Source organism: Achromobacter marplatensis (genome assembly GCF_002209535.1).
Taxonomy (GTDB): Bacteria; Pseudomonadota; Gammaproteobacteria; order Burkholderiales; family Burkholderiaceae_B; genus Achromobacter; species Achromobacter marplatensis.
The window spans coordinates 716467-738840 of record NZ_NJIG01000001.1; the positions used below are offsets into that span (position 1 = coordinate 716467).

General features: G+C 67.3%; 20 protein-coding genes. 10 read left to right on the forward strand and 10 right to left on the reverse strand.

Annotation, left to right across the window (positions count from 1 at the left end):
• Positions 1–44: 44 nt before the first annotated feature.
• Positions 45–815 carry a LamB/YcsF family protein gene (locus CEY09_RS03130; RefSeq protein WP_088587502.1) on the reverse strand — a complete coding sequence of 257 codons (771 nt, stop codon included), beginning with the start codon at positions 813–815 and terminating at the stop codon, positions 45–47.
• Between the two features lie 213 nt (positions 816–1028).
• On the opposite strand from CEY09_RS03130, the gene CEY09_RS03135 reads away from it, so the two are divergent.
• Positions 1029–1697: a GntR family transcriptional regulator gene (locus CEY09_RS03135; protein WP_088587503.1), complete on the forward strand. Its 669-nt coding sequence runs from the start codon at positions 1029–1031 to the stop codon at positions 1695–1697.
• Here CEY09_RS03135 and CEY09_RS03140 read toward each other — a convergent pair.
• Together CEY09_RS03140 and CEY09_RS03145 are read right to left on the reverse strand one after the other, a co-directional pair.
• Positions 1664–3085 carry a PepSY-associated TM helix domain-containing protein gene (locus CEY09_RS03140; protein WP_088587504.1) on the reverse strand — a complete coding sequence of 474 codons (1422 nt, stop codon included), beginning with the start codon at positions 3083–3085 and terminating at the stop codon, positions 1664–1666. The two genes, CEY09_RS03135 and CEY09_RS03140, sit on opposite strands and share 34 nt — an antisense overlap.
• A 75-nt stretch (positions 3086–3160) precedes the next feature.
• Positions 3161–3613, reverse strand: a complete 453-nt coding sequence (locus CEY09_RS03145) for a DUF2946 family protein (protein ID WP_234818209.1) — start codon at positions 3611–3613, stop codon at positions 3161–3163.
• A 207-nt stretch (positions 3614–3820) separates the two neighbouring features.
• On the opposite strand from CEY09_RS03145, the gene CEY09_RS03150 reads away from it, so the two are divergent.
• Positions 3821–4204 (forward strand): hypothetical protein, encoded by a 384-nt coding sequence (locus CEY09_RS03150; RefSeq protein ID WP_088587506.1) that lies wholly within the window; start codon positions 3821–3823, stop codon positions 4202–4204.
• 10 nt (positions 4205–4214) lie between these two features.
• Positions 4215–4439 carry a YMGG-like glycine zipper-containing protein gene (locus CEY09_RS03155; RefSeq protein ID WP_006225841.1) on the forward strand — a complete coding sequence of 75 codons (225 nt, stop codon included), beginning with the start codon at positions 4215–4217 and terminating at the stop codon, positions 4437–4439.
• Positions 4440–4467: 28 nt separating this feature from the next.
• On the opposite strand, the gene CEY09_RS03160 is transcribed toward CEY09_RS03155, so the two are convergent.
• From CEY09_RS03160 to CEY09_RS03180, 5 genes are all read right to left on the reverse strand, one after another.
• Positions 4468–4992, reverse strand: a complete 525-nt coding sequence (locus CEY09_RS03160; RefSeq protein WP_234818210.1) for a hypothetical protein — start codon at positions 4990–4992, stop codon at positions 4468–4470.
• A 56-nt stretch (positions 4993–5048) separates the two neighbouring features.
• Positions 5049–5771 carry a ribonuclease activity regulator RraA gene (locus CEY09_RS03165; RefSeq protein WP_088587508.1) on the reverse strand — a complete coding sequence of 241 codons (723 nt, stop codon included), beginning with the start codon at positions 5769–5771 and terminating at the stop codon, positions 5049–5051.
• 136 nt (positions 5772–5907) lie between these two features.
• Entirely contained in the window at positions 5908–8340 is a 2433-nt protein-coding gene (locus CEY09_RS03170) for a TonB-dependent receptor (protein ID WP_234818211.1), read from the reverse strand.
• Positions 8341–8470: 130 nt separating this feature from the next.
• A complete protein-coding gene (locus tag CEY09_RS03175; protein ID WP_088587509.1) occupies positions 8471–9439 on the reverse strand; it encodes a FecR family protein in 969 nt (322 codons plus the stop codon).
• Positions 9426–9929, reverse strand: a complete 504-nt coding sequence (locus tag CEY09_RS03180) for an RNA polymerase sigma factor (RefSeq protein WP_088587510.1) — start codon at positions 9927–9929, stop codon at positions 9426–9428. Before CEY09_RS03180 ends, CEY09_RS03175 begins: the two co-directional genes overlap by 14 nt.
• 219 nt (positions 9930–10148) lie before the next feature.
• Between CEY09_RS03180 and CEY09_RS03185 the strand changes: the two genes are divergently transcribed.
• The 5 genes from CEY09_RS03185 to CEY09_RS03205 are packed head-to-tail and all read left to right on the forward strand — an operon-like array spanning position 10149 to position 15037.
• Positions 10149–10916 (forward strand): endonuclease/exonuclease/phosphatase family protein, encoded by a 768-nt coding sequence (locus tag CEY09_RS03185; RefSeq protein WP_088587511.1) that lies wholly within the window; start codon positions 10149–10151, stop codon positions 10914–10916.
• The gene (clsB, locus tag CEY09_RS03190; protein WP_088587512.1) at positions 10913–12115 is read left to right on the forward strand and encodes a cardiolipin synthase ClsB; all 1203 of its coding nucleotides are present in this window, start codon (positions 10913–10915) and stop codon (positions 12113–12115) included. Before CEY09_RS03185 ends, clsB begins: the two co-directional genes overlap by 4 nt.
• The gene (locus tag CEY09_RS03195) at positions 12112–13113 is read left to right on the forward strand and encodes a lysylphosphatidylglycerol synthase domain-containing protein (RefSeq protein WP_088587513.1); all 1002 of its coding nucleotides are present in this window, start codon (positions 12112–12114) and stop codon (positions 13111–13113) included. Before clsB ends, CEY09_RS03195 begins: the two co-directional genes overlap by 4 nt.
• A gap of 45 nt (positions 13114–13158) precedes the next feature.
• On the forward strand, positions 13159–14292 hold the full coding sequence (locus CEY09_RS03200) for a DUF3182 family protein (RefSeq protein ID WP_088587514.1): 1134 nt from the start codon (positions 13159–13161) through the stop codon (positions 14290–14292).
• Positions 14279–15037 carry an alpha/beta hydrolase family protein gene (locus CEY09_RS03205; RefSeq protein ID WP_006225851.1) on the forward strand — a complete coding sequence of 253 codons (759 nt, stop codon included), beginning with the start codon at positions 14279–14281 and terminating at the stop codon, positions 15035–15037. The genes CEY09_RS03200 and CEY09_RS03205 overlap by 14 nt, the downstream gene beginning before the upstream one ends.
• Before the next feature lie 32 nt (positions 15038–15069).
• On the opposite strand, the gene CEY09_RS03210 is transcribed toward CEY09_RS03205, so the two are convergent.
• Positions 15070–15468 carry a PRC-barrel domain-containing protein gene (locus tag CEY09_RS03210; RefSeq protein ID WP_006225852.1) on the reverse strand — a complete coding sequence of 133 codons (399 nt, stop codon included), beginning with the start codon at positions 15466–15468 and terminating at the stop codon, positions 15070–15072.
• A gap of 83 nt (positions 15469–15551) precedes the next feature.
• Positions 15552–17321 (reverse strand): thiamine pyrophosphate-requiring protein, encoded by a 1770-nt coding sequence (locus CEY09_RS03215; protein ID WP_088587515.1) that lies wholly within the window; start codon positions 17319–17321, stop codon positions 15552–15554.
• A 250-nt stretch (positions 17322–17571) separates the two neighbouring features.
• On the opposite strand from CEY09_RS03215, the gene glgA reads away from it, so the two are divergent.
• Together glgA and CEY09_RS03225 are read left to right on the forward strand one after the other, a co-directional pair.
• Positions 17572–19128, forward strand: coding sequence for a glycogen synthase GlgA (glgA, locus tag CEY09_RS03220; protein ID WP_088587516.1), 1557 nt, complete (start codon positions 17572–17574; stop codon positions 19126–19128).
• An 11-nt stretch (positions 19129–19139) separates the two neighbouring features.
• Positions 19140–22358, forward strand: a complete 3219-nt coding sequence (locus CEY09_RS03225; protein WP_167389999.1) for an alpha-1,4-glucan--maltose-1-phosphate maltosyltransferase — start codon at positions 19140–19142, stop codon at positions 22356–22358.
• Positions 22359–22374 lie beyond the last annotated feature (16 nt).

The window sequence follows — 22374 nt, forward strand, 5'->3', positions numbered from 1 at the left end:
GCGGGAAATTCCCGGGGGTTCAACGTCTATGGGGCAAGATGGCGTTACGCGGCGACGCCTGCAAACGAGCGAATGGTAACGCCAGACTGCTCCAGGCGGCGACGCACTTCGCGCGCCATGTCCACCGCGCCTGGGCTGTCGCCGTGCACGCAGATGGAATCCGCCTGCACCCGGGTGAGCGAGCCGTCGATGGCTTCGACCACGCCTTCCTCGACCAGGCGCACCATGCGCTGCGCCACTGCTTCCGGGTCATGCAGCACGGCGCCCTTCTCGCGGCGGGAAACCAATGCGCCTTGCGGGGTATAGGCCCGGTCGGCGAACGCCTCGGACACCACCCGCAGGCCGCGCTCTCGCGCCAGCGTGAGCAGGGGCGAACCGGCCAGGCAGACCAGCGCCAGTGCCGGGTCGATTTCAAGGATGGCGGTGATGACGTCGTTGCCTTGGCGCGCGTCATGCGCGATGGTGTTGTACAGCGCGCCATGCGGCTTGACGTAGCTGACCTGCGTGCTCGCGGCCGCCGCCAGGCCCTTGAGCGCACCGATCTGATAGATGACGTCCGCCACCAGATCGGCGCTGGCCACGTCCATGTTGCGCCGGCCGAAACCTGTCAGGTCCGGGTAGGACACGTGCGCGCCCACCGCGACGCCGTTGGCTGCAGCGCCTTTCAGCGTCGCCAAAATACCGGCAGGGTCGCCCGCATGGAAACCGCAAGCCACGTTCGCGCTGGAGACCAGCGCCAGCATTGCGGCGTCGTCGCCCATGGTCCAGGCGCCCAGGCTTTCACCCAGGTCGCTGTTCAGATCAATCGTGGTCATTGCTTGTTCGCTATTTACCGTCAGGCCCAGAGTGTAGAACGTATGTTACAGAATTGTTCTACAATTTTTATTAATAGTAGATCAGATAGCCGATAATTGCCTATCAGTAATTGCCCCAAGCCAGTACAAAATCACTTGATATGCAGGGCAATCCGGCCAACGCTCAGATACACTCGGAACCGAGCAGCTCTTTCGGCTGCGCCACCCCCGTCTATGACCGATCCGAACGCGCACCAGACCCTGACCGACAAAGTCACCGAACAGATCCGCCGACGGCTGATCAACGGCGAATTCGCGCCCGGCCAACGGCTGTCCGAGGCGACGTTGACGCAAAGTCTGGATGTATCGCGCAATACGCTGCGTGAAGCGTTCCGCAACCTGACCAAGGAAGGCCTGCTGACCCATTCGCCCAACCGCGGCGTGGCGGTCGCGGTGCCCAGCATGGCGTCCATCATCGATCTTTACCGCGTGCGGCGCATGATCGAATGCCAGGCGCTGGCCCAGGCGTACCCCCACCATCCCGCGCATCAGCGCATGCGCCAGGCAGTGGATGACGCCGTGGCCCGCCGACAAAACCAGGACTGGGCGGGTGTGGGAACGGCGAACATGGCCTTCCACATGGCCATCGTGGAACTGGCCGACAGCGCACGGCTGAACGCCATGTTTTCGCTATTGCTGGCCGAGCTGCGCCTGGTCTTCGGCCTGCTGCAGGACCCGGAATTCCTGCACGCGCCGTACGCCGAAATGAACAAGCGGATCCTGGAACTCGTCGAAACCGGCGAATTCCAGAATGCCGCCGATGCGCTCAAGGACTACCTGGCCCAATCAGAGCGCATCGTGCTGGCGAGCTATGCGCGCCGCGTCAGCGCCGCGGGCGGCTGAGCCCGCCACGTCCGCAACACATCCACCGCCAGGAATACCAGCAGGCTGACGCCCATCACGGGCAGGCACCACCCCAGCGCCAATGCCACGACGGCGGCCAGGATGCGGCCCGGCCAGGCCAGTTCGCGCCACGCCTGCGTCAGCGTCTGGCCGGACACACCCGCCGCCGGACGGCGCAACCACCACATGCGGTAGCCCAAGACGATCATCACGGTCAGCGCCACGCCGATGGCGGCCATGAGCAACTGGTTCGGCCAGCCAAACAGAATGCCCATGTGCATGTCCACGCCCCAACGGATCAGTTTGGCGATCAGCGGAAACGTGGCGAAGTCGGCGCGGCTGGTGATGGCGTAGGTGGCGGGATCGATGGCGATGGTATCCACCTGCGTGGGCCACGAACGGTCCACTTCCCGCACCGTCCAGGCCTGATCAGCGCTGCGTGGCGGCCGGATCTCCAGCTGGTCGCTATCGATGCCGCCAGCGCGCGCGGTGTCCAAGATGCGATCGATATCTCCCGAAGGCGCTGCCACGGGCGTCATGGCCATGCCGGCCATGGCGCCATGATGATGTGCGTGTTCGCCCTCGCCCTGCGCAGGCGCCATCCCTGCGCCCGGCAGCTTCACGGACACCGACGGCGTGATCCAGCCCAATTGCGCCCGCAGCTGGTCCACGCGCCCCCCTGCCCAGTTCGACCAGGTCAGGCCCGTCGCGGACAGGAACAGCAACCCCACCGCCAGCCACAAGCCCAAGAGCGTGTGCCAGCGGCGCGTCCGCAGACGCGGGCTGCGCGCCATCGCGGCCGGATTACGGCGGCGGCCCGCCAGCCACATCACCAGCCCGCCCAAGGTGGCCAGCCACATCCATGAGGCGGCCAGCTCGCTGTAGTTGCGGCCCACTTCGCCCAACATCAGGTTGCGGTGAAGGTAGTCCAGCGCCGTGCGGAACGGCAGCGTGCCGCTGGTGCCGTAGACGATCATGTCGCCCTTGATGTCCAGCGTGACGGGGTCCACGAACAAGGCCCGGCTTTCCGAATCACCCAGGCCGGGGTACGTGAACATCACGCGCGTGGTGTCGCCCGCGCCGGGCGCCGGGCGCACGGCGAACAGCCGCGGGCCGGCGCCGATGCGCGCCTGCGCCGCCTGGACCTGGCTGGCCAGGGACTGGGCCGGGCCTGTCGAGCTGGTGCGCAGCTGGTCCGCGTAAAGCAGGTTTTCGATCTGGGGCGTCAGCACGAACAAGGTGCCGGTGACGGCCGCCACCAGGATGAAGGGGCCGACGAACAGGCCGATATAGAAATGCAGTCGGGTGATCAGCGCCAGCACGGCGCTGCGTCCCGCAGCCCGCTCGCGCGCGGGCGCCGCGGGGGAATCCAGGGTTTGGGTGGACATGGGATCCTCGAATACGAACGACGCCGCCCTGCCGGGGCGGCATTCATGCGCGCAGTGCGCGCACGCCGGTTACGGTCATTCGAAGGTCGAAGGTGGTGCGCGTGGCCCCACTGGCGGGCCGGCGGCCGGCATGGGCGGACGCGGGCTGTCTGCCTGGAACGGCGTCTGGGCCAACCACCGCAGCAGCACCGGCGCCACCGCCAGCATCGGCGGCACGTTCAGCACCTGATGGGCGCTCAGGCCGAAGGGGCATTCCTGCCCTGCCCCGCCGCGCTCGTCAGGCGTGCCGTGTCCATGATGGCCGAGATGGGGATCGTGCTGCGCCGTCAGCATGCGCAACGCCGACAACGACCCGCCGCCTGCCGCGCAGAAGCCCAGGGCCAGCCGGCCCTGCCGCAGGGCGTCGGCGTCCGGCATATATCCCACCGGTACCCAGGCCCGCGCCACCAGCAACAACAGCAGCAACAGCCGCCCGAAATCGGCGGCCGAGGCAGTGCGTGGGAATCGACAGGAAAGTCCGGTGCGCATGCGCCCATCCAGCGCGCCGGCGGATTCCGGCGCCACGGCAGAATTCTACTCGCGCCCCACGGCAAGCCGGGCGACGCATTCTGCTTGCGGACACCCTGTTTCGGGCATAAATTGAGCAAACCCGTTTTTGGCCCGAGGCATTCCCTTGAGCCCGACACGGCGTCGAGAGGTTGTTTTTTATCTTTTAAGCCCGCGAGGAGCGTTGCGATGAAAGTGAAACACCTGTTAGGCCCGGCAGCCCTTGCGCTGTCCATGCTGTTCACCACGCCTGGCGTGGCCCAAACCACCGATCCAGCCCCCATCGTCACCGGGAAGCAATGGACGGAATCAGACGCCAGCCTGAAGAAAGCCTACCTGCTGGGGATCGCCAACCTGCTGCAAGTGGAACGCGCGTACCAGGAACGGCGCAAGCTCACCGACACCCAGACCCTGGTGCCGCGGTTCGCCAATGGCCTGCAAGCGCACACCCTGGACTCCGTGCGTGACGGGCTGGACAGTTGGTACGCTGCGAACCCCACCAAGCTGGACCGCCCTGTGATCGAGACCTTGTGGTTCGAGATCGTCGTCCCCGGCACGAAGCGCAAACCCTGAAGGAGCTGTCATGAAGCTAATTCGATCGATTGTCATCGGCGTCGCGATAGGGACGCTTGCGGCCTGCACGAACATGACGCCCAAGCAGCAAGGCACCGTGTCGGGTGCCGCCATCGGCGCCGCCGCGGGCGCAGGCATTGCCGCCATCGCGGGCGGCAGCGCATGGACGGGAGCCGCCATCGGCGGCGTGGCAGGCGGCGTCGCGGGCAATATCCGCGGCGGCAAATCCTACTGACCCCGCCTCCCGCCCCGGCGCGCGGCCCTTACGTGGCCGCCGCCCGGGGCGTCCAGCAAAACCATTTCAACCCGGCGACGGATCCCGGCTCATCGGGATCGTCGTGCTCAAACCCCACTTCAATCCCGCCTTCGGTCGTGACCAGAAAGGCGTAGGGCGGCGCATGCGGGCGCACCGACCGGATGGCGATTCCGTGCTGCGGTGCGGCATCCAGAAAGCGCGACATGGGGGTCTCCGCGCACAGCAGGCCGGCCTCGGTCAGCGTCAGCGGGCCGCCGCAGGCTGCGCCGTTCGGGCCGCTGAAGCTGTCGACGAAGACGGTGACGAGCGACGCCGGTGGCTCAAAGTGGAATTCAACGTCGCCGTAGGCCACGATCAGCGGAAAACCATCGGCGTCGCCCGGGACGTACGGGCGATTGGGATCATTCGGGTTGTAGACCTGGTCGGCCGGCCCCAGCGCCGCAAACACCGCTTCAGGTGAAGCGCCGGCAACCGGAACGTACGGGCCGAAGGCGCCGCTTTGGAGAAAGGCGATCAAGGAGATAGGCGTCATGCGCCGCATTATCCCTTGTGCCGCATCGCGCCGTCCGCCTTTCTGCCAGCCAAACCCTAGCTTTGCTTGGCGCGCCAGGCCTGGTACTTGGCCTGGTTTTCCTGGTTGGGCGGATACAGGCCGGGCAACTTCTCGCCCGCTTCCACCTGCTGCATGATCCAGCCTTCCAGCCGTTCCTGCTCGATGGCGATCTCGACCACCTCGTCCAGCAAGGCGGCCGGAATCAGCACGGCGCCATCGCGGTCCAGCACGATCACGTCATTCGGAAACACCGCGACGCCGCCGCAGCCAACGGGTTCCTGCCAGCCCACGAAAGTCAGGCCGGCCACGGACGGCGGCGCGGCCGCACCGCTGCACCACACCGGCAGGCCGGTGCCTTCGACGCCTTCCAGATCCCGCACCACGCCGTCCGTCACCAGCGCGGCCACGCCGCGCTTTTGCATCCGTGCGCACAGGATGTCGCCAAAGATGCCGGCATCCGTCACGCCCATCGCGTCCACTACGGCAATGCAGCCCTCGGGCATGTCCTCGATCGCCGCCCGCGTCGAAATGGGCGACGCCCACGAGGCCGGCGTGGCCAGGTCTTCGCGGGCCGGCACGAAGCGCAGCGTGAACGCGCGCCCCACGATCCGTTTGGCGCCCGGCGCCAACGGCTGCGCGCCCCGCAGCCACACGCGGCGCAGCCCCTTTTTGAGCAGCACGGTGGTCAGCGTGGCGGTGGTGATGCCGGACAAGGCCTGGACGACGCGGGCGTCCAAAGGCTGAGTTGCAATCGTCATGATGCAGATTCTCCTTGAATGGACTTCGATTGTGACCCTGCGCAAAACGCAGCACAACACGGTTTTTGCAGATTCAGAATCCGTTTTTTATACCTGCGTCTTCGGTTTTGCCGTTGTGGCGCGCAGCCCCTCAGGCTTACCAGCGGTGCTGATACGTCAACGTCAGCACGGTACCGGCCGCGGGCAGGCGGCTGGTATTGGTGCTGCTGCGCATCAGCTGGCTGTACAGCGGGTAATAGTCGCGGTTGAACAGGTTTTCGATGCCGACCGTCACCGTGTCCTTCTTGGTGAATTGGTAGCGGCTCATGACGTCCACCGTGAAATAGCTGTTGACCTCGCGCCGCCCGAAGCTGGCCACGCCGTCCAGCCGATAGTCCTTGCTGGCGTAGTAGTTGGCCTGGATGCGGTTGCTCCAGCGCTCGTTCGGCCGGTACTGCACGTAGCCGGTCAACTTCACCGGCGGAATGCGGTACCCGGTCATGTTGCGCCATTCGCCGCCATCGGGCTGTTCCTGCCCCTTCATCCAGGTGAAAGTCCCGCCCGCGCCCCAGACCTCGTCGTCCGTCAGGTAGTCCGCGGCGGCTTCCACGCCGTACACGCGTTCCTTCGTGCGGGTCAGGATGAGGCCATTGTTGAAGCTTTGCACGTCGCCCAGCTTGGACGTGGTGTAGAACACCGCCAGCGACGCCGTCGTGTTGCCCAGGCCGCCGCGCCAGCCCAGCTCGTAGTTGTTGGTCTTGACGGGTTCCAGGTCCGACGAGCCGATGTCGAAGCCCGGCCGCGCGTTGCGCATCTGCACACCGATGTCGGGCAACTGGAAGCCCTGGCTGAACGACGTGTAGAACTCCTGGCCGCGCACGGGCTCATAGCTCAGCCCCAAGTTGAACAGCAAGGCGTCGTAGTTCACCGTGCCGCCTTGGACCGTGGCCGGCGACGGCACCCGCGACTGCGAGAGCGGCACGAAATCATTGAAGCGCGCCGACGAATATTCGTAGCGCACACCGCCCTGCCCCGACCACTGGTCGTTGAAGCGGTGCTCCAGCTGGCCGAAGATGCCCGTGCTGCGCGTGGTCAGTTCCGGCATGTAGGTCAGCGTGCCCGTCTTGCGGAATACGCGCCCGCCACTGCTGTCGAACGCGGCCGGATCGAAGATGTCGATCGGCATGTCGCTGCGTTCCTGGTTGAAGTCCACGCCCCACAGCAGGCGGGTCTTGTCGGAGGCGCCCAGCGGCGTGTCGATGGTCAGCCGGCTGCCCAGCACCTTCGAATTCTGCATGGCCTGGTCCACGTTACCGCCGCGCGTGACCACGGCGCGGGCGTCGAACGGCGTGAAGCGCGTGTAATAGTCGCGGTAATAGACCTGGGCCGACAGCTTGCTGCCCCACAGGTTCTGATGCTGGTATTCCAGGTTCACCAGCGTGTTGCGGATCTGGTTCTGGTCGACCAGTTCCAGTCCGCCCAGCGGCAAAGCGCGCGCCGTGCACGGCGGCAAGCGGGCCACTGAAGGGTCCGAGCCGTAATTGCTGTCCTGGTCGGCGTTGTAATAGCTGGCCGACAGTTGCACCCGCTGGTCGTCGTCAATGCGCAAGCCGAGCTTGCCGCCCACGCTGTAGATGTTGGAGTCGAACAGGTCGCCCTGGCTGGGCTCGGAGGCAATGCGACGGCCCTGCGCGTCGTAAGAGGCGCCGTTGTGGCGCGCGCCCAGGTCCAACGCGTAATCAAGCTTGCCCTGGCTGCCCGCGAAATGCTGCTGCAGCTGACCACCCAGGCCATCGGCACGCAAGCGGCTCAGCGGCGAGACGGCGGTCAGCGTGGTCTCGGACACGGGTTCGCCCCCGGCCGGGCGCGTCGTGATTGAAACGATCCCGCCCGTGGCCCCTGCGCCATAGATCGAACTGCTGCCGCGCAGCACTTCGACGCGTTCGATGATGGCCGGATCGATGTTGGCCAGGTTGCGCGACGAATCGCGGTTGGTATTCAGCGGGATGCCGTCCACCAGCACCAGGATGCTGCGGCCGCGCAGCGTCTGGCCGTAATCAGTGATGGTGCGGCTGGAATCGGCCATGCCGGGCACGACCTTGGACAGCACCGTCGCCAGGCTGTCTGAGCCCGTGCGCAGTTCTTGCAGATTGTCGCGTTCCAGCACGATGGTCTGCTGCACCGGGCTGACCAGGTTGCTGGCCATGCGCGAGGCGCTGACCTCGATCGGCGCCAGCACCGTCGGCGCGGCGGCGCTGGCCGGCTCAAGAATGATGGCGCTGCCTTCGCGGCGGGCGCGCAACGGCGTGTCGCGCAGCAAAGCGTCCAGGGCCTGCTCGGGCGTCATCGTGCCCGACACCGCCTGCGCCTGCATGCCGGCCACGGCTTGCGGCGTGTAGAAGATCTGCAAGCCATGCTGCTGCGCCAGCCGCTTGAGCGCAGCGTCCAATGGCTGGACGGGCATATCGATGGCGACCGGCGGCGACGCGGCCCAGGCGGCAGGCGCCCCCAAGGCGATCAACACCGCCGCGCTGACGGCCCTGATCCGGCAGGCCACCGGCCGCGCCCGCTTGTTCTTATTGCGATCCACTTCATCCTCTCCTGATTGGGACAGTCTCCGGCCCCCTTGGCCGGCATAGCCCCGCGATAAGAGAGAAGACGCAAAAGCGGAAAAAAACCTGAATACCGGCGCGAAATATTTTTGCCGGCCCCTCGCGGCCTTAGCGGGCCACGACTTCGGCCCGTCCGTCGGGCAATTTGCGCACCGTCACCGGCAGGATGTGCGGCAGCGCCGTCAGGAAGGCATCGGTGTCGTCGATACGGAAGACGCTGGTCAGACGCAGGTCCGCCAGCCCCTTGCTATCGGCCAGCACGATCGGCTGTGCGCGATAGCGCGAGACTTCCCGCACCGCGCTGGCCAGATCGGCGTCGCTGAAGACGATCTGCCCCGCCCGCCAGGCCAGGGCCGAGGCGACAGGCACCGTTTGCGGCGGCTCGACCTTGCCCTGCGCGCCGACGCGGGCGCCGAGTCCTGGCGTTACCGACACGGCGCGGCCCGGCTCATCCTGGCGCCCGGCCACCCGCACCGAGCCGGATTCGACCATCACACGCACTTCCTCGGCATCGCGGCGCACGTCGAAACGCGTGCCCGTGACGGTGGCCGTGCCCAGCCCGGCGTCCACGACGAACGGCCGGCCAGTGTCCTTGTCGACGGCAAACAGCGCTTCGCCCTCCAGCAGTTCGACCTGTCTTGCGGCCGCGTCGAACCGCACTTTCAGGTGGGTACGGCTGTTCAATTCCGCGCTGGACCCGTCGGGCAATGCCACGACGCGGCGCTCACCGGGCGCCGTCCGGTACTCCGCGGTCTGCACGGAAGCGGGCTGATACTGCTGCCAGAACAGCACGCCGGCCGCCACCGCCAGCGCAGTTACGCTCAGCGCCAGAACCTGGCGCCGTCCAGACGACGACGCGCGCCGGCGCGGCTGGGCGAGCGCCCGCAAACGGTCGGCGGGCACCTCGGCCGCGGCCTGCCAGATGGATTCCAGCACGCGGTATTCGTAGGCGTGCCGCGGATCGGCGGCCAGCCAGGCTTGCAGTTCGGCCTGCCCGGCGGTGTCCAGTTCGCCGGACCGCGTGCGGGCGAACCATTTGGCTGCCTCGGCCCGCGGCGCGTCGCTAGCTGGGCGCATAGGCCCCCAGGCGTTCGCGCAGGTGCAAGGCGGTGCGGATCATGTATTTTTCGACCATGTTTTTGCTCAGGCCCATGCGCTCGGCGATCTCGGCCTGCGTCAGGCCTTCCAGCCGTTGCCAGATGAAGACCTGCCGGCATTTGAGCGGCAATTCGGCCAGCGCGGTTTCCAGCGCCTGCCCCAATTGCTGCGTGCGCGCCTCGGCCACGGGATCGCCCAGCTCGCTGGGATGGGCCGCTATGGTATCAAGCGTCACCCACTCGTGCCCGCCTTCGCGGCGGAAGCCGTCCACAGCCGTATTGCGCGCCGCCTGATGCAGATAGGCGCGCGGCTGTTCAACGTGGTCGGAACCGGCCTCCAGGCACTTCACGAAGGCGTCATGGGTCAAGTCCTGCGCGGCGTCGCGGCACCCCAGCTTGCGGGTCCAGACGGCGAGCAGTTCTTCGTAATAGGCAAGAAAGCCGTGTGGACGAGACCGGGAGGATGACATGGGGCAGGATCGATGCGAAGCGGCATGATAATGCTTTTTATTAGCGATTGTCATGTCACTGCCCGGCGTCGGGAAAATCTGCCGGGCATACCGGTTTTTCCGCACCAGCCGGCCCGGGCCCTCGGCGAGGCGGACGATTTTCCCCTGCTGAACGCGGCGGGAAGCCGGCCCAGGCACGCTAATTGCGCAGAGGCGGAAGTTTCCCACCCCGGAGAGTCCATGCCCGCCCCGAACCACGATGCCTCCCGGAGGTTGACGGTGCTGACCGTCAACACCCATAAAGGGTTCACCAGCTTCAACCGGCGCTTCATGCTGCACGACCTGCGCGCAGCCCTGCGGACCGCCGCTCCGGATGTGGTGTTCTTGCAGGAAGTGCTGGGCGAGCACCAGGCTCATGCCGAGCGCCACCCCACCGCGTGGCCGGCGTCGTCCCAATACGAATTCCTGGCCGATACGCTGTGGACGGACTTCGCCTACGGCCGCAACGCCGTCTATCCGGCCGGCCATCACGGCAACGCGATCCTGTCGCGCTACCCGATCGAGCGGTACGAGAACCATGACGTCAGCGTGGACGGGCACGAAGGCCGCGGCCTGCTTCATTGCGTTTTGCGCGTGCCGGACAGCGCGCCCGTCCATGCGATCTGCGTGCACCTGGGCCTGCTGGAACGGCATCGGGGCCAGCAACTGAACGGGCTTTGCAAGCTGGTCAGCCGCGACGTACCGGCAGGCGAACCGCTTCTGATCGCGGGCGACTTCAACGATTGGCGCTTGAACGCGGACCGGTTGATGGCCGGCTGCGGCACGCAGGAGGTGTTCACCACCCGGCTGGGCCGCCCTGCCCGCACCTTTCCCGCCCGCTGGCCCTTGCTGCGGCTGGACAGGATCTATGTACGCAGCGTGCGCGACTGGCGCCCCGTCCCGCTGGCCTCGCGGGTGTGGTCGCGATTGTCGGATCACGTGCCGATTTCAGCGGAGATCGCGCTATGACGACCGTTGATCTGGGATGGCGGGAGGGCAACCGCTACACGCTGCTGGAGAATGGCGAAGTCTATTTCCCCGCCGTGCGCCGCGCCATCGAATCGGCCAAGCATGAGGTGCTGGTCGAGACCTTCATCCTGTTCGAGGACAAGGTCGGACAGGAGTTGCAGCAGACGCTGATCGCCGCCGCCGGGCGCGGCGTCAGCGTGGATTTGCTGGTGGACGGCTACGGGTCGGATGAGTTGACACCGGAGTTCATCGGCGCCATGACGGAAAGCGGCGTGCGCGTCCATATTTTTGACCCGCGGCCAAGGCTTCTTGGCATCCGCACCAACGTATTCCGCCGCATGCACCGCAAGATCGTCGCGGTGGACAGCCAGTGCGCGCTAGTGGGCGGCATCAATTTTTCAGCGGACCATCTGCCGGATTTCGGCCCGGAAGCCAAGCAGGATTACGCGGTGCAGGTGGATGGCCCCTTGGCGGCCGATATCGCCGACTACGCCCGCGCGGCCCTGAAGCGGCGCCCGCCGCGGCGGTGGCGACGGCCGCCCGTGGCCTCGGTGCCTGACGGCGACGGCGGCGGGCGGCTGGTGGTGCGCGACAACCTGGGCCACACGACTGACATCGAACGCTATTACCGTGCGGGCCTGCGGGCCGCCAAGCGCGACGTGCTAATCGCCAACGCCTATTTCTTTCCCGGCTACCGCCTGCTGCGCGACCTGGCCAATGCGGCCCGTCGCGGTGTCCGGGTGCGCCTGTTGCTGCAAGGCGAACCCGACATGCTGGTGGCCCGCCTGGCGGCCACGATGCTCTATGACCACCTGATGAGCGCGGGCGTCGAGATCTACGAATACTGCAAGCGTCCCCTGCACGGCAAGGTGGCCTGCATGGACGACGATTGGTGCACGGTGGGGTCCAGCAATCTGGATCCGCTGAGCCTGGCCCTGAACCTGGAGGCCAACGTGGTGGCCCGCGACGCGTCGCTGAACGCGGCCTTGCGTGACAGCCTGGAGCGCCTGATCGCGCAGGACTGCAAGCCGGTTCCCAAGAGCGCCAAGCCCACCCGTGCGCTGCGGCGCTTCTGGGTCGGCGTGGTGGTGTTTCATTTCCTGCGGCGCTTTCCGGCCTGGGCGGGCTCGCTGCCCGCCCACAAGCCCAAGCTGCAGACGATCAAGCCCGCCCCGCCGGGCGAAGGCGAGACGGCATGAGGGTCTTCCGCACGAACCTCATGCGCTCGCTGCGCCATCGCTGGCCTCGCATCAAGAAGGTGCTGCCCTGGCTGATACTGGCCGTGGTGGCGGCCCTGCTGTTCTATTTCGGCCGGTCGGTGGATTGGCCGCAGGTATGGCAGGCCATGCGCCGCATTCCCCGCGACGCCATCCTGATGGCCGGCGGGCTGGTCGTGCTGGGCTATCTGAGCTATGCCACGCTGGATCTGTTGGGGCGCCGATACACGGGCCACAAGTTGCCTTGGCCGACCGTAATGGGCGTGGCGATGCTGAGTTATGCCTTGAACCTGAACCTGGGGGTACTGCTCGGCGGTCTGGGCACGCGGCTGCGTCTGTACGCCAGGCTGGGTTGCCGCAAAGCGGTGGCCACGCGCGTGGCCCTGTTTTCAGCGGCCTCGAACTGGATCGGCTATGCGTGGGTGGCGGGTGCGGTGTTCGTGAGCGGCGCATTGCCGGTGCCCGACGGCTGGGATGTGGGCAGCGGCGTGCTCCGGCTGATGGGGGCGGTGATGCTGGCAGCCGGCATCGGCTATGTCTGGGCAAGCGCCCGCGCGCGCCGGCGCTCGGCCACCTGGCTGGGGCAACGCGTGACCTTGCCGCGGGCCCGCATGGCGGCGCTGCAATGCCTGTTCGCCGGCCTGTCGTGGATGTTCATGGGCGCCGTGGCCTATGTGCTGCTACAAGGCAAGGCGCCCTACCCGGTGGTGCTGGGCATTCTGCTGTGCTCAAGCTTTGCGGCCGTGCTGACGCGTGTGCCGGGCGGCCTGGGCACCACAGAGGCGATCTTCGTCGCCGTGCTGGCGCCGAAGTTGCCGTATTCCGAAGTGTTGGGCGCGGCCCTGGCGTACCGCGCCTGCTACGCCCTGGCGCCGCTGTGCCTGGCGCTGGCCGCCTTTCCGATCGTGGAAGCGCGCATCGCGTGGTGCAAGCGCCAGGCGCCGGCCGCATTGTCCGGGCACGAAAAGGCGTCTCCGTAGGCGCACGACGCCCGACCGGGCACGCCGCTTGCTGCCATCGCAAACATGAAAAAAAACCCGTCCCCTCCAGAATCCGACCTGGTCGTCGCCTATCCCCGCCGGGCCAACGCGTCTGAACACGAGATCGCGTCCCAGGAAGCCATGGCGGCCCGATTGGCAGCCTTGCTGGGGCGCCGCTTCAAGCCGGACTACCGGCCCAGCCGCCATCGGGCCGAACCCCCGCCCTATTACGTGCCCGACCGCACGCTGATCGGCGTGGTACGCGCCGCGCGCCTGGGCATCAACCGGGCGGCGGACCTGTACGGGGGCGTCGCCCCGCATTCCTTCGTGGCGGGCAAATCCATTACCCATGGGCTGGCCAGCCCCCACGCCAAGGCCCCGAAAGCCTGGATTGCGAGCCTGGCCGACACCTTGCGGGACGTGGTTCTGGCGGGATATACCGCCTTCACCCTGCCGGACGCCGAGGCCGCCGGCCTGCGGCTGCTCAAGCACGGACGGCTGCGAATCAAGCCCGCGGACGCCACCGCCGGACGCGGACAGGTCGTCGTACGCAACGCCGCCGAATTGCGCGCGGCGCTGGCCGACCAATCCGCCACGGCCATGCGCAGGCTCGGCCTGGTGCTGGAGGAAGACCTGGAAGACGTCACCACCTATAGCGTCGGTTGGGCGCGCGTGGGCAAGATGGAGATCTCCTACGTCGGCACCCAGTCGCTGACGCCGGACAATACGGGCGTGCCGGTATACGGGGGCTCGGAACTGCGGCTGGCCCGGGGCGGCTTCGACGCATTGCGGGCATTGGACCTGGAACCCCGCGAACGCCAGGCCGTGGACATGGCCTGCCACTATGACGCTGCGGTATCGACCGCGTATCCCCAGCTGTTCGCGTCGCGCCGCAACTACGACGTGGCGTTCGGCCGCAACGCGGCTGGCGAAACGCGGGGCGGCGTACTGGAACAATCGTGGCGCGCGGGCGGCGCCAGCCTGGCCGAACTGGCCGCCATGCAGGCGTTCGCGCTGTCGCCGTCCATGGCGTCGGTGCGCGCTGCCACCCGTGAACGCTACGGCCCGGACGCGCCCCGACCGATCCCGCAGCATCTGGTCTTTCACGGGGAGGATTCCGCCGTCGGCCACATCAGCAAGTCTGGCGGCATCCTGGAGGAAGCCGATGGCGGCGCATAGCGATCCCATTGCGCTATCGGTGGATGGCCAGACCCTGGACGGCACGTTCCTGACGCCGGAAGACAAAGTACCGGGCGTGCTTTTCATTCACGGATGGGGCGGCAGCCAGGCCTTTGACCTGAACCGCGCCAAGGGGATCGCCGCGCTGGGATGCGTGTGCCTGACCTTCGACCTGCGCGGCCACGCGGCAACCCGCGAGCAGCAGTTGCAGGTCACCCGCGAAGACAATTTGCGCGACGTGGTGGCGGCTTACGACCGCCTGGCCGCGCACCCGTCACTGGACTCGGGGTCGGTCGTCGTGGTGGGCAGCAGCTATGGCGGCTATCTGGCCGCCCTGCTCAGCAGCCTGCGCCGCGTGCGGTGGCTGGCCTTGCACGTGCCGGCCCTGTATTTGGATGACGAATGGCTGTTGCCCAAGAACCAGTTGAACCGCGAGACGCTGCGCGCTTACCGCAACAGTTATGTCCCGCCGGAATCGAATCGCGCCTTGAAGGCCTGCGCCGACTTCGCGGGGGACGTGCTGATCGTGGAAGCGGAACACGATACGTTCATTCCCCACTCCACCATCATGAGCTACCGCTCTGCGTTCCGCCGGTCGCACTCGCTGACGCACCGCATCATCGACGGCGCGGACCACGCGCTGACGGAAAAAACGGCGCAACGCGCCTATACCTCGATCCTGGTCAACTGGGTGACGGAAATGGTGACCGGCGCGCGGATCGCGGACCCGCGGCCGGTACCGTGAAGCCGGGGCCTATCGGCCCCGGGCATCATGGCCTACCAATAGATGTCTTGCTTGTAATAGGTGTGCAGGCTTCTTGCCCACGTCTCGTCCGCCATGCTGGGCCAATTGTCCTTGTCGAAGCCGGGCGCGTTCTTCAGCGTTTCCTTGTCAACGTTCAGCACGAAGCACTTGCGGTCGGTGTCCAGCGTCAACGCACCCCAGGGGATCGCGAACAGCTTGTCGCCGATACCCAGCACGCCGCCGCGCGACAGGACCGCATAGGCCACGCGGCCGCGGGGCACGTCGATCATGATGTCCTTGATCGATCCCAGTTCCTCGCCGGCCGAGTTGTACACGTCATTGCCTTCCAGCGTATCCGCCGCCATGACCTGCGGGCCCGGGCCAGTCGGGTTGCTCTTGGGGCCGCCCACGATGTTGGTCTGAGTTTCCATGGTCTATCTCCTTTGCCGGGGCATGCGCCCCGCGTTGTGGTGGTAGGAACCTGTTCCTCCGCAAGCGCCGTGCCGCGCTTGCCCTAGCTTGCCCACCATTGCTTGATGGTGGCGCGCAGCGCGGCGGCGCCTGTGGCGGCATCCTCTTTACGCAACGCGGCCATGTAGGCTGCGAACTGCTTCATCGAGATATGCGGCGGCATCGGCGGCACTTCCGGGTCAGTAACCATTTCCAGCACGACCGGCCGCCCGGCGGAAAGCGCGCGATCCCAGGCAGGTCCGACGTCATCCGGCTCGGTCACGCGTATCCCCTCCAGCCCCAGCATGCGACCGTATTCCGCATAGGAAAACGGCGGCAGCCATTGGGAATCGCCAAAGCGCGGATCGCCGCCCATGACGCGTTGCTCCCAGGTCACGAGGTTCAAATCGCCGTTGTTCAGCACCAGCACCACCAGCGTGGGGTTGGCCCAGTCCTTCCAGCGGTGGGCGATCGTGATCAGTTCATTGATACCCAGCATCTGCATAGCGCCATCGCCCACCAGCGCCACGACCGGCCGGCCCGGATGCGCCAGCTTGGCCGCCAGCGCGTAAGGCACGCCGCAGCCCATGCTGGCCAGGCCGCCCGATACCGAGCCCATCATGCCGTCGCGCAGTTGCACGTCGCGCGCATACCAGTTGGCGGCCGAACCCGAATCGCAGGTGACGATGCATTGCGGCGGCAAGCGGCGCGACAGCTCCACGAACGGCCGTTGGGGATTGATCCCGTTGGCTTTCACCATCGCACGGTCCACGACCGTCTCGCGCCAGCGCGCTACGCGCTTTTCGATGCCTTTCAGCCAACGGTCGGACTTTTTTTCCTCCAGCCGGGGCAACAAGGCCTGCAAGGTCAGACGCGCATCGCCGACCAACCCGGCCTCGACCGGATAGCGCAGGCTGAGTTTGCGGCCGTCCACGTCGATCTGCACCGCCCGGGCCTGCCCCTCCTTGGGCAGGAATTCGGCATAGGGAAACGAGGTGCCCACCATCAGCAAGGTGTCGCAGTCGTTCATCATTTCCCAGCTGGGCTGCGTGCCCAACAGGCCGATGGCGCCGGTAACGTAAGGCAATTCGTCGGGCACCACCGCCTTGCCCAGCAAGGCTTTGGCCACGCCGGCCCCCAGGCGCTGCGCCACCGCCTGCACTTCGGCGCCGGCGTCCAGCGCGCCCGCGCCTACCAGCATCGCCACGCGCTCCCCCCGGTTCAGGATGGCGGCGGCATTATCCAGGGCCGCGTCGGGGGGCACGGCAGCGTGCGACGTCAGGCCGATGCCGGTGTGTACCGTGCCATGCTCGCGAGGCGGCGCTTCGACGGCCTCCAGGTCTTGCACGTCGTTGGGAAAGATCAGGCACGTCACGCCGCGCCGCTCCATGGCGATACGCATGGCGCGGTCCACCATATGGCGCGCCTGCAGGGGCGACGTCACCATATGGACGAAGTCGTGTGCCACGTCCTTGAACAGGCTGACCAGATCCACCTCCTGCTGGTAGTCGCCGCCCAGGGCGCTGCGCGCCTGCTGCCCCACGATCGCCACCACGGGCTGATGGTCCAGTTTGGCGTCGTACAGGCCGTTAAGCAGATGGATGGCGCCAGGCCCGGATGTCGCCAGGCACACCCCAACCTGGCCCGTGAACTTGGCATGGGCGCATGCCATGAACGCCGCGCCTTCTTCGTGGCGCGCCTGGACGAACTCCAGTTCTTCGCTTCTTCCGAACGCGCCGATCAGCCCGTTAATTCCGTCGCCGGGATAGCCGAACACGCGTTGCACCCCCCATTCGCCCAGCCGGGCCAGAACAAAATCGGAAACGGTTTTCAAGTTGACGCTCCTTTGCATGGTTTGCAGCAAGCGAAGCGCGCCGCAATCGCCATGCCCGGCCCGGCCTCGTCCCCGAAATGCTGCGCCGCTCCCAGATTTACAAACGTCAGCAACAACGACACCCGAAGGCTCCGAACGCGTAACGCCGCGTCACTGCCGGGCCGTGGGCACGCGCCTTGCGCATTGAAGGCCTTACGGAATCGGGCCCCCTTTTTCAGTGGCCCTCCGACTCTCCCCCGGAGCACTAAGCATGGCGACGACGATACTCATAGTGGCTGCTGAAGCATTTCCTCTGGCCAAGACTGGCGGGCTGGGTGACGCCATCACCGGCATGGCACGCGCATTGACCGAACGCGGCCTGACCACCACCGTCCTGCTTCCCGCCTACCGCGGCGTGGCCAGCCGCCTGGAAGGACCGCATGAAGTGGCCAGGCTTGAAGACCTGCCGGGCGGCGATGCGCGTCTGATTGCGGGCGTCTGCCCCGTATCCGAGTTGTCCTTCCTGCTGCTGGAGAATGACGCGCTCTACAACCGCAGCGGTCTGTATATGGATGACGAGGGCCGCGAACACGCCGACAACGGCGTGCGCTACGCCGCCCTGTGCCACGCGGCGGTGCGGATCGCGCGCGGGCTGCCGGGCCTGCCCCGCCCCACGGTGGTGCACGCGCACGATTGGCATGCGGCCCTGACGCCGATGCTGCTGCGTGAAGCCGGCATCCCGGATGTGAAAAGCGTACTTACCATCCATAACCTGGCGTTCCAGGGGCAGTTCCCCCTGGAAGATGCCGCTGCCCTGGGCATCCCGCCCGCCTGCCGCAGCGAAGACGCCATGGTGGCGTGGGACAAGCTCAACTTCATGAAGGCCGGCATCCGCCATGCCGACCGCGTAACGACCGTCAGCCGCACGTATGCCCGCGAAATCCTGACCCCTGCCTTCGGTTGCGGGCTGGACGGGCTGCTGCGTGAACGCGCCGCCGATTTGATGGCGATCCCCAACGGCATCGATACCGCGCTGTGGGACCCGTCGCGCGATCAGCAACTGGGGCAACTGCGCTATCACGCGGGCGACCTCGCCAACAAACGGCTGTGCAAAACGGTCTTGCAGCGGGAATTTGGCCTGCAGCCGGATCCGCAGGCCACGCTTGTCGTGCTGGGCAGCCGCCTGACCGAACAGAAAATGGCGGACGTCGCCGCCGAGGCCTTGCCCCGCGCGCTGGACGCGCACCCCGAAATGCAGGTGGCCATCCTGGGCCAGGGCGACCGCCGGCTGGAAGCAGCGCTGACCTCGCTGGCCGCGCGCTTCCCGGAACGCTGCGCAACCCGCATCGGCTACAACGAGACCGGCGCGCACCGGCTGCATGCCGGCGGAGACATTCTGCTGCACGGCAGCCGTTTCGAGCCATTCGGCTTGACCCCGCTGTACGCCATGCGCTACGGCACCGTCCCGATCGGGTCCCGCGTGGGGGGCATGGCCGACACCATCAACGACCCGGGCGCCGATGCGCCGCTGACGACGATGGCGTTCGCCAACGGTCTGCTGTTCGACGGCGACGCACCCGACGCCATGGCCGACGCGCTGTCACGCGCGATGCATCTGCGCCGTCATCCGACCTTGTGGCGGGCCATGCAGCGCAACGCGATGACCAGTGATTTCAGCTGGCAACGCGCCGTCGGCCCCTACGAGGAATTGCTCCACTCGCTGGCGGGCCATCCCGTCCTCGAAGAGGCCGCCGCAGCGCCCGCGCCGGTCACCGCCGCACAACGTCGCACGCGCCAGGCGCGCGGCACGATGCCGATGCCGGTTTAAGGCGGACACCCATGGCCGCTACCCACCGACCCGTCCCAGCCCCCCACACGCCGTTGCGCATCTGCCATGCGCCACACGGGCTGCCGGACGTCACGCCGGCGGCGGCAGGCGCGGACGCGCTGGAATCCCGGCTCACCCGCATCAAGCAAGCGGGATTTGATGCCGTGCTGATCCCCGCCCCGTGGCTGCTGCCGGCGGGCGCGCATTCCCTGGCGCCTGTCGACGCGGATCTGAGTGCGATCGGAAACCGGACGGAACCCATCACGCAGCGGCTATCACGGCTTTCCGAAGCGGCGGCGGCCCAGGATCTGAAGCTGATAGTCCGCGTGCGGTTCGACCGGGTGTCGGTGGACGCCAGCGCCGGCACCGCGCCGCCCGGTTGGTATCGCGCACACCCAGAAGATCCGGCTCGGGATCCCCGGCTGCCGGTCAGCGACTGGGGCCTCATGGCGCTGCAGGACAATCCGCCGGCGGGCTTCGCGGCCTCCTGGGCGGCACGGCTGTCGCGCTGGACCGACGCGGGCGTGTCTGGCTTCCTCTTCGACGCGCCACAGTGCCTGCCGGCCCACAGTTGGCAGGAATTGCTGGCCCCGTTGCGGCAACACACTGTCCCGCCCGCCTGCCTGGCCTGGACGCCCGGCCTGAACCCGCAGCAACTCGAGGCGTTACGCGACGCGGGATTCGACGGCGTGTTCTCGTCCCTTCCCTGGTGGGACTACAAATCCGCGTGGCTGGCCGAAGAGGCCGCTCGGCTGGCGCGCGTCGCCCCTATCCTGGCCAGCGTGTCTGCGCTGGACGCCGCGACGGGGGGCGGGCCGCGCACTGACCACCGCGGCGCCTGGGCCGCTGCCTTCACGGCCCGCGGCTGGGTGGCAGACGAAACCGACATTGACCCGCCCGGTCCCGCAGAGGACGTCAACCAATGGCTCGGCGCCCAACCCCTGCCGACCGGCCCGCCCCATGTGCTGGCCGGCCGCGATGGCCGTGCAACGCTGGTGCTGCGCGACGCGGCGGACGACGCCACCGCCATCCTTGCCCTGAACCCCGCCGACGCCGCGCCCGCCCTGCTTGATTGGGATGCCGTGGCGTCCAGCTTGCCCGCGGGTGACATCCTGCCGCATCGGGAAGGCGACGCGGTGGCACTGAACGCCGACGCGCTGCCCGCTGCGGGTTGCGCCGTGCTGTCGGTAGCGCCCATGCCGCCGGTGCGCGAATCGTCCCGCCATCCCGGGCCGCGCACCGAAGGCGGAGCCGGCTTGCGCATTGCCATCGAAAGCATCTCGCCCGCCGTCGACGACGGCGCGCACCCCGTCAAATGCGTCGTGCACGAACGCATTACCGTGCAGGCCGACCTGCTGATGGACGGCCACGACCGCATCGCCGCCGAACTGCGCTGGCGCGCGGCCGACGAGCCGGAGTGGCGCCGAGCGCCGTTGCGTCTGCTGGCCAACGACCGCTGGCAGGCCAGCTTCCGGCCTCGCCGCATCGGGCCGCACGAATTCCAGGTGGCGGCGTGGTTCGACGTCTGGCAGACCTACCACCATGATCTGGACGTCAAGCACCGGGCAGGTCTCGACGTGCGGCTGGAAGTCGCCGAAGGCGCGCAGTTGCTGCGCGAGGCCGACAAGCGCGCAGGCCGGCAAACGTCTGCAGGCGACAGCGTCGCCACGATCAAACGCGTCCTGAAAGCCTTGCCCGACGCCTTGACCGATGCCGCGCCGACGGACGAGCAGATCGCCCTGCTGCTTGGCCCCGAACTGGCGCGTGCCATGCAGGAGCTGGACGCGCATCCGTTTGAATCCGTGACCGCGGTGCGCTACCCCGTCTGGGTCGACCGGCCCCAGGCGGCCCACGGCGCGTGGTATGAACTGTTCCCGCGTTCGCAGGCCCAAGAGCCGGGCCGCCACGGCACCTTCGACGACGTCATCGAGCGGCTGCCCGACATCCGCGAAATGGGGTTCGACGTGCTGTACCTGCCGCCCATCCACCCCATTGGACTGCGCAACCGCAAAGGCCCCAACAACAGCCTGACCGCGGGGCCGGACGATGTCGGCAGCCCCTACGCGATCGGTTCGGTCGATGGCGGGCACGACGCCATCGAGCCCAAGCTGGGCACCCTTGAAGACTTCCTGCGCCTGGTGGGCGCGGCGCAAGGCCACGGCATGGAAGTGGCGCTGGACTTCGCCATCCAGTGCTCGCCCGACCACCCGTGGCTACAAGCGCATCCGGACTGGTTTTCGTGGCGCCCCGACGGGTCGCTGCGCTACGCCGAGAACCCACCGAAGAAATACCAGGACATCGTGAATGTTTCGTTCTACGGCGGGCCGCCGCGCCGGGCTCGCAAGCTTGCGCTGTGGCGGGCGCTGCGCGACGTGGTGCTGTTCTGGGTCGAGCACGGCGTACGCATTTTCCGGGTGGACAACCCCCACACCAAGCCGCTGCCATTCTGGCAATGGCTGATCGCCGAGGTGCACGGGCAGCATCCCGATGTGCTGTTCCTGTCTGAAGCGTTCACCCGCCCGAAGATGATGTACCGACTGGCGAAGGTGGGGTTCACGCAGTCCTACACCTACTTCACGTGGCGCAACGACCGGGCCGAACTGCAGTCCTACCTGGAAGAAATCTCGCGGCCGCCGCCAGCCGATTTCTTCCGCCCGCATTTCTTCGTCAACACCCCGGACATCAATCCCCTGTTCCTGCAGACCTCGGGCCGCGCCGGCTTCCTGATCCGCGCCGCGCTGGCCGCGATGGGGTCCGGCCTGTGGGGGATGTATAGCGGATTCGAATTGTGCGAAGCCGCGCCGGTGCCCGGCAAAGAGGAATACCTGGATTCCGAAAAGTACGAACTGCGCCCGCGCGACTGGCACCAGCCCGGCAACATCCGCGCCGAGATCACGCGCCTGAACCAGATCCGGCGGGCCAATCCCGCCTTGCAGACGCATCGTGGGCTGACGGCGATCCCCAGCGGCAACGACCGCGTGCTGGCCTTCGTGAAGGCGACGCCGGGGCTGGGCAACGTGGTGCTGACGGTGGTCAGCCTGGACCCTTTCCACCCGCAGACCGCGCATCTTGACCCGCCGCTGTGGCTATTCGCCGACTCCGGCGCACAGCAGTTGGCGGCCGAAAACCTGCTGACGGACAGCCGTGACACCTGGCGCGGCGCGACCCGCGCCGTGACGCTTTCCCCCGATCAACCCTATCGAATCTGGCGCCTGTCCCTCAATGGTTGACGCCGCCCGGAGCCCA

Coding starts and splice junctions, on each gene's coding strand:
- CEY09_RS03180 (WP_088587510.1), bottom strand. CDS start 9,929: ATGTCATCCTCCCGGTCTCGTCCACACGGCTTTCTTGCCTATTACGAA.
- CEY09_RS03135 (WP_088587503.1), top strand. CDS start 1,029: ATGACCGATCCGAACGCGCACCAGACCCTGACCGACAAAGTCACCGAA.
- CEY09_RS03200 (WP_088587514.1), top strand. CDS start 13,159: ATGAAAAAAAACCCGTCCCCTCCAGAATCCGACCTGGTCGTCGCCTAT.
- CEY09_RS03205 (WP_006225851.1), top strand. CDS start 14,279: ATGGCGGCGCATAGCGATCCCATTGCGCTATCGGTGGATGGCCAGACC.
- CEY09_RS03225 (WP_167389999.1), top strand. CDS start 19,140: ATGGCCGCTACCCACCGACCCGTCCCAGCCCCCCACACGCCGTTGCGC.
- CEY09_RS03160 (WP_234818210.1), bottom strand. CDS start 4,992: ATGACGCCTATCTCCTTGATCGCCTTTCTCCAAAGCGGCGCCTTCGGC.
- glgA (WP_088587516.1), top strand. CDS start 17,572: ATGGCGACGACGATACTCATAGTGGCTGCTGAAGCATTTCCTCTGGCC.
- CEY09_RS03140 (WP_088587504.1), bottom strand. CDS start 3,085: ATGTCCACCCAAACCCTGGATTCCCCCGCGGCGCCCGCGCGCGAGCGG.
- CEY09_RS03175 (WP_088587509.1), bottom strand. CDS start 9,439: ATGCGCCCAGCTAGCGACGCGCCGCGGGCCGAGGCAGCCAAATGGTTC.
- CEY09_RS03165 (WP_088587508.1), bottom strand. CDS start 5,771: ATGACGATTGCAACTCAGCCTTTGGACGCCCGCGTCGTCCAGGCCTTG.
- CEY09_RS03185 (WP_088587511.1), top strand. CDS start 10,149: ATGCCCGCCCCGAACCACGATGCCTCCCGGAGGTTGACGGTGCTGACC.
- CEY09_RS03145 (WP_234818209.1), bottom strand. CDS start 3,613: ATGCGCACCGGACTTTCCTGTCGATTCCCACGCACTGCCTCGGCCGCC.
- CEY09_RS03195 (WP_088587513.1), top strand. CDS start 12,112: ATGAGGGTCTTCCGCACGAACCTCATGCGCTCGCTGCGCCATCGCTGG.
- CEY09_RS03150 (WP_088587506.1), top strand. CDS start 3,821: ATGAAAGTGAAACACCTGTTAGGCCCGGCAGCCCTTGCGCTGTCCATG.
- CEY09_RS03210 (WP_006225852.1), bottom strand. CDS start 15,468: ATGGAAACTCAGACCAACATCGTGGGCGGCCCCAAGAGCAACCCGACT.
- CEY09_RS03155 (WP_006225841.1), top strand. CDS start 4,215: ATGAAGCTAATTCGATCGATTGTCATCGGCGTCGCGATAGGGACGCTT.
- clsB (WP_088587512.1), top strand. CDS start 10,913: ATGACGACCGTTGATCTGGGATGGCGGGAGGGCAACCGCTACACGCTG.
- CEY09_RS03130 (WP_088587502.1), bottom strand. CDS start 815: ATGACCACGATTGATCTGAACAGCGACCTGGGTGAAAGCCTGGGCGCC.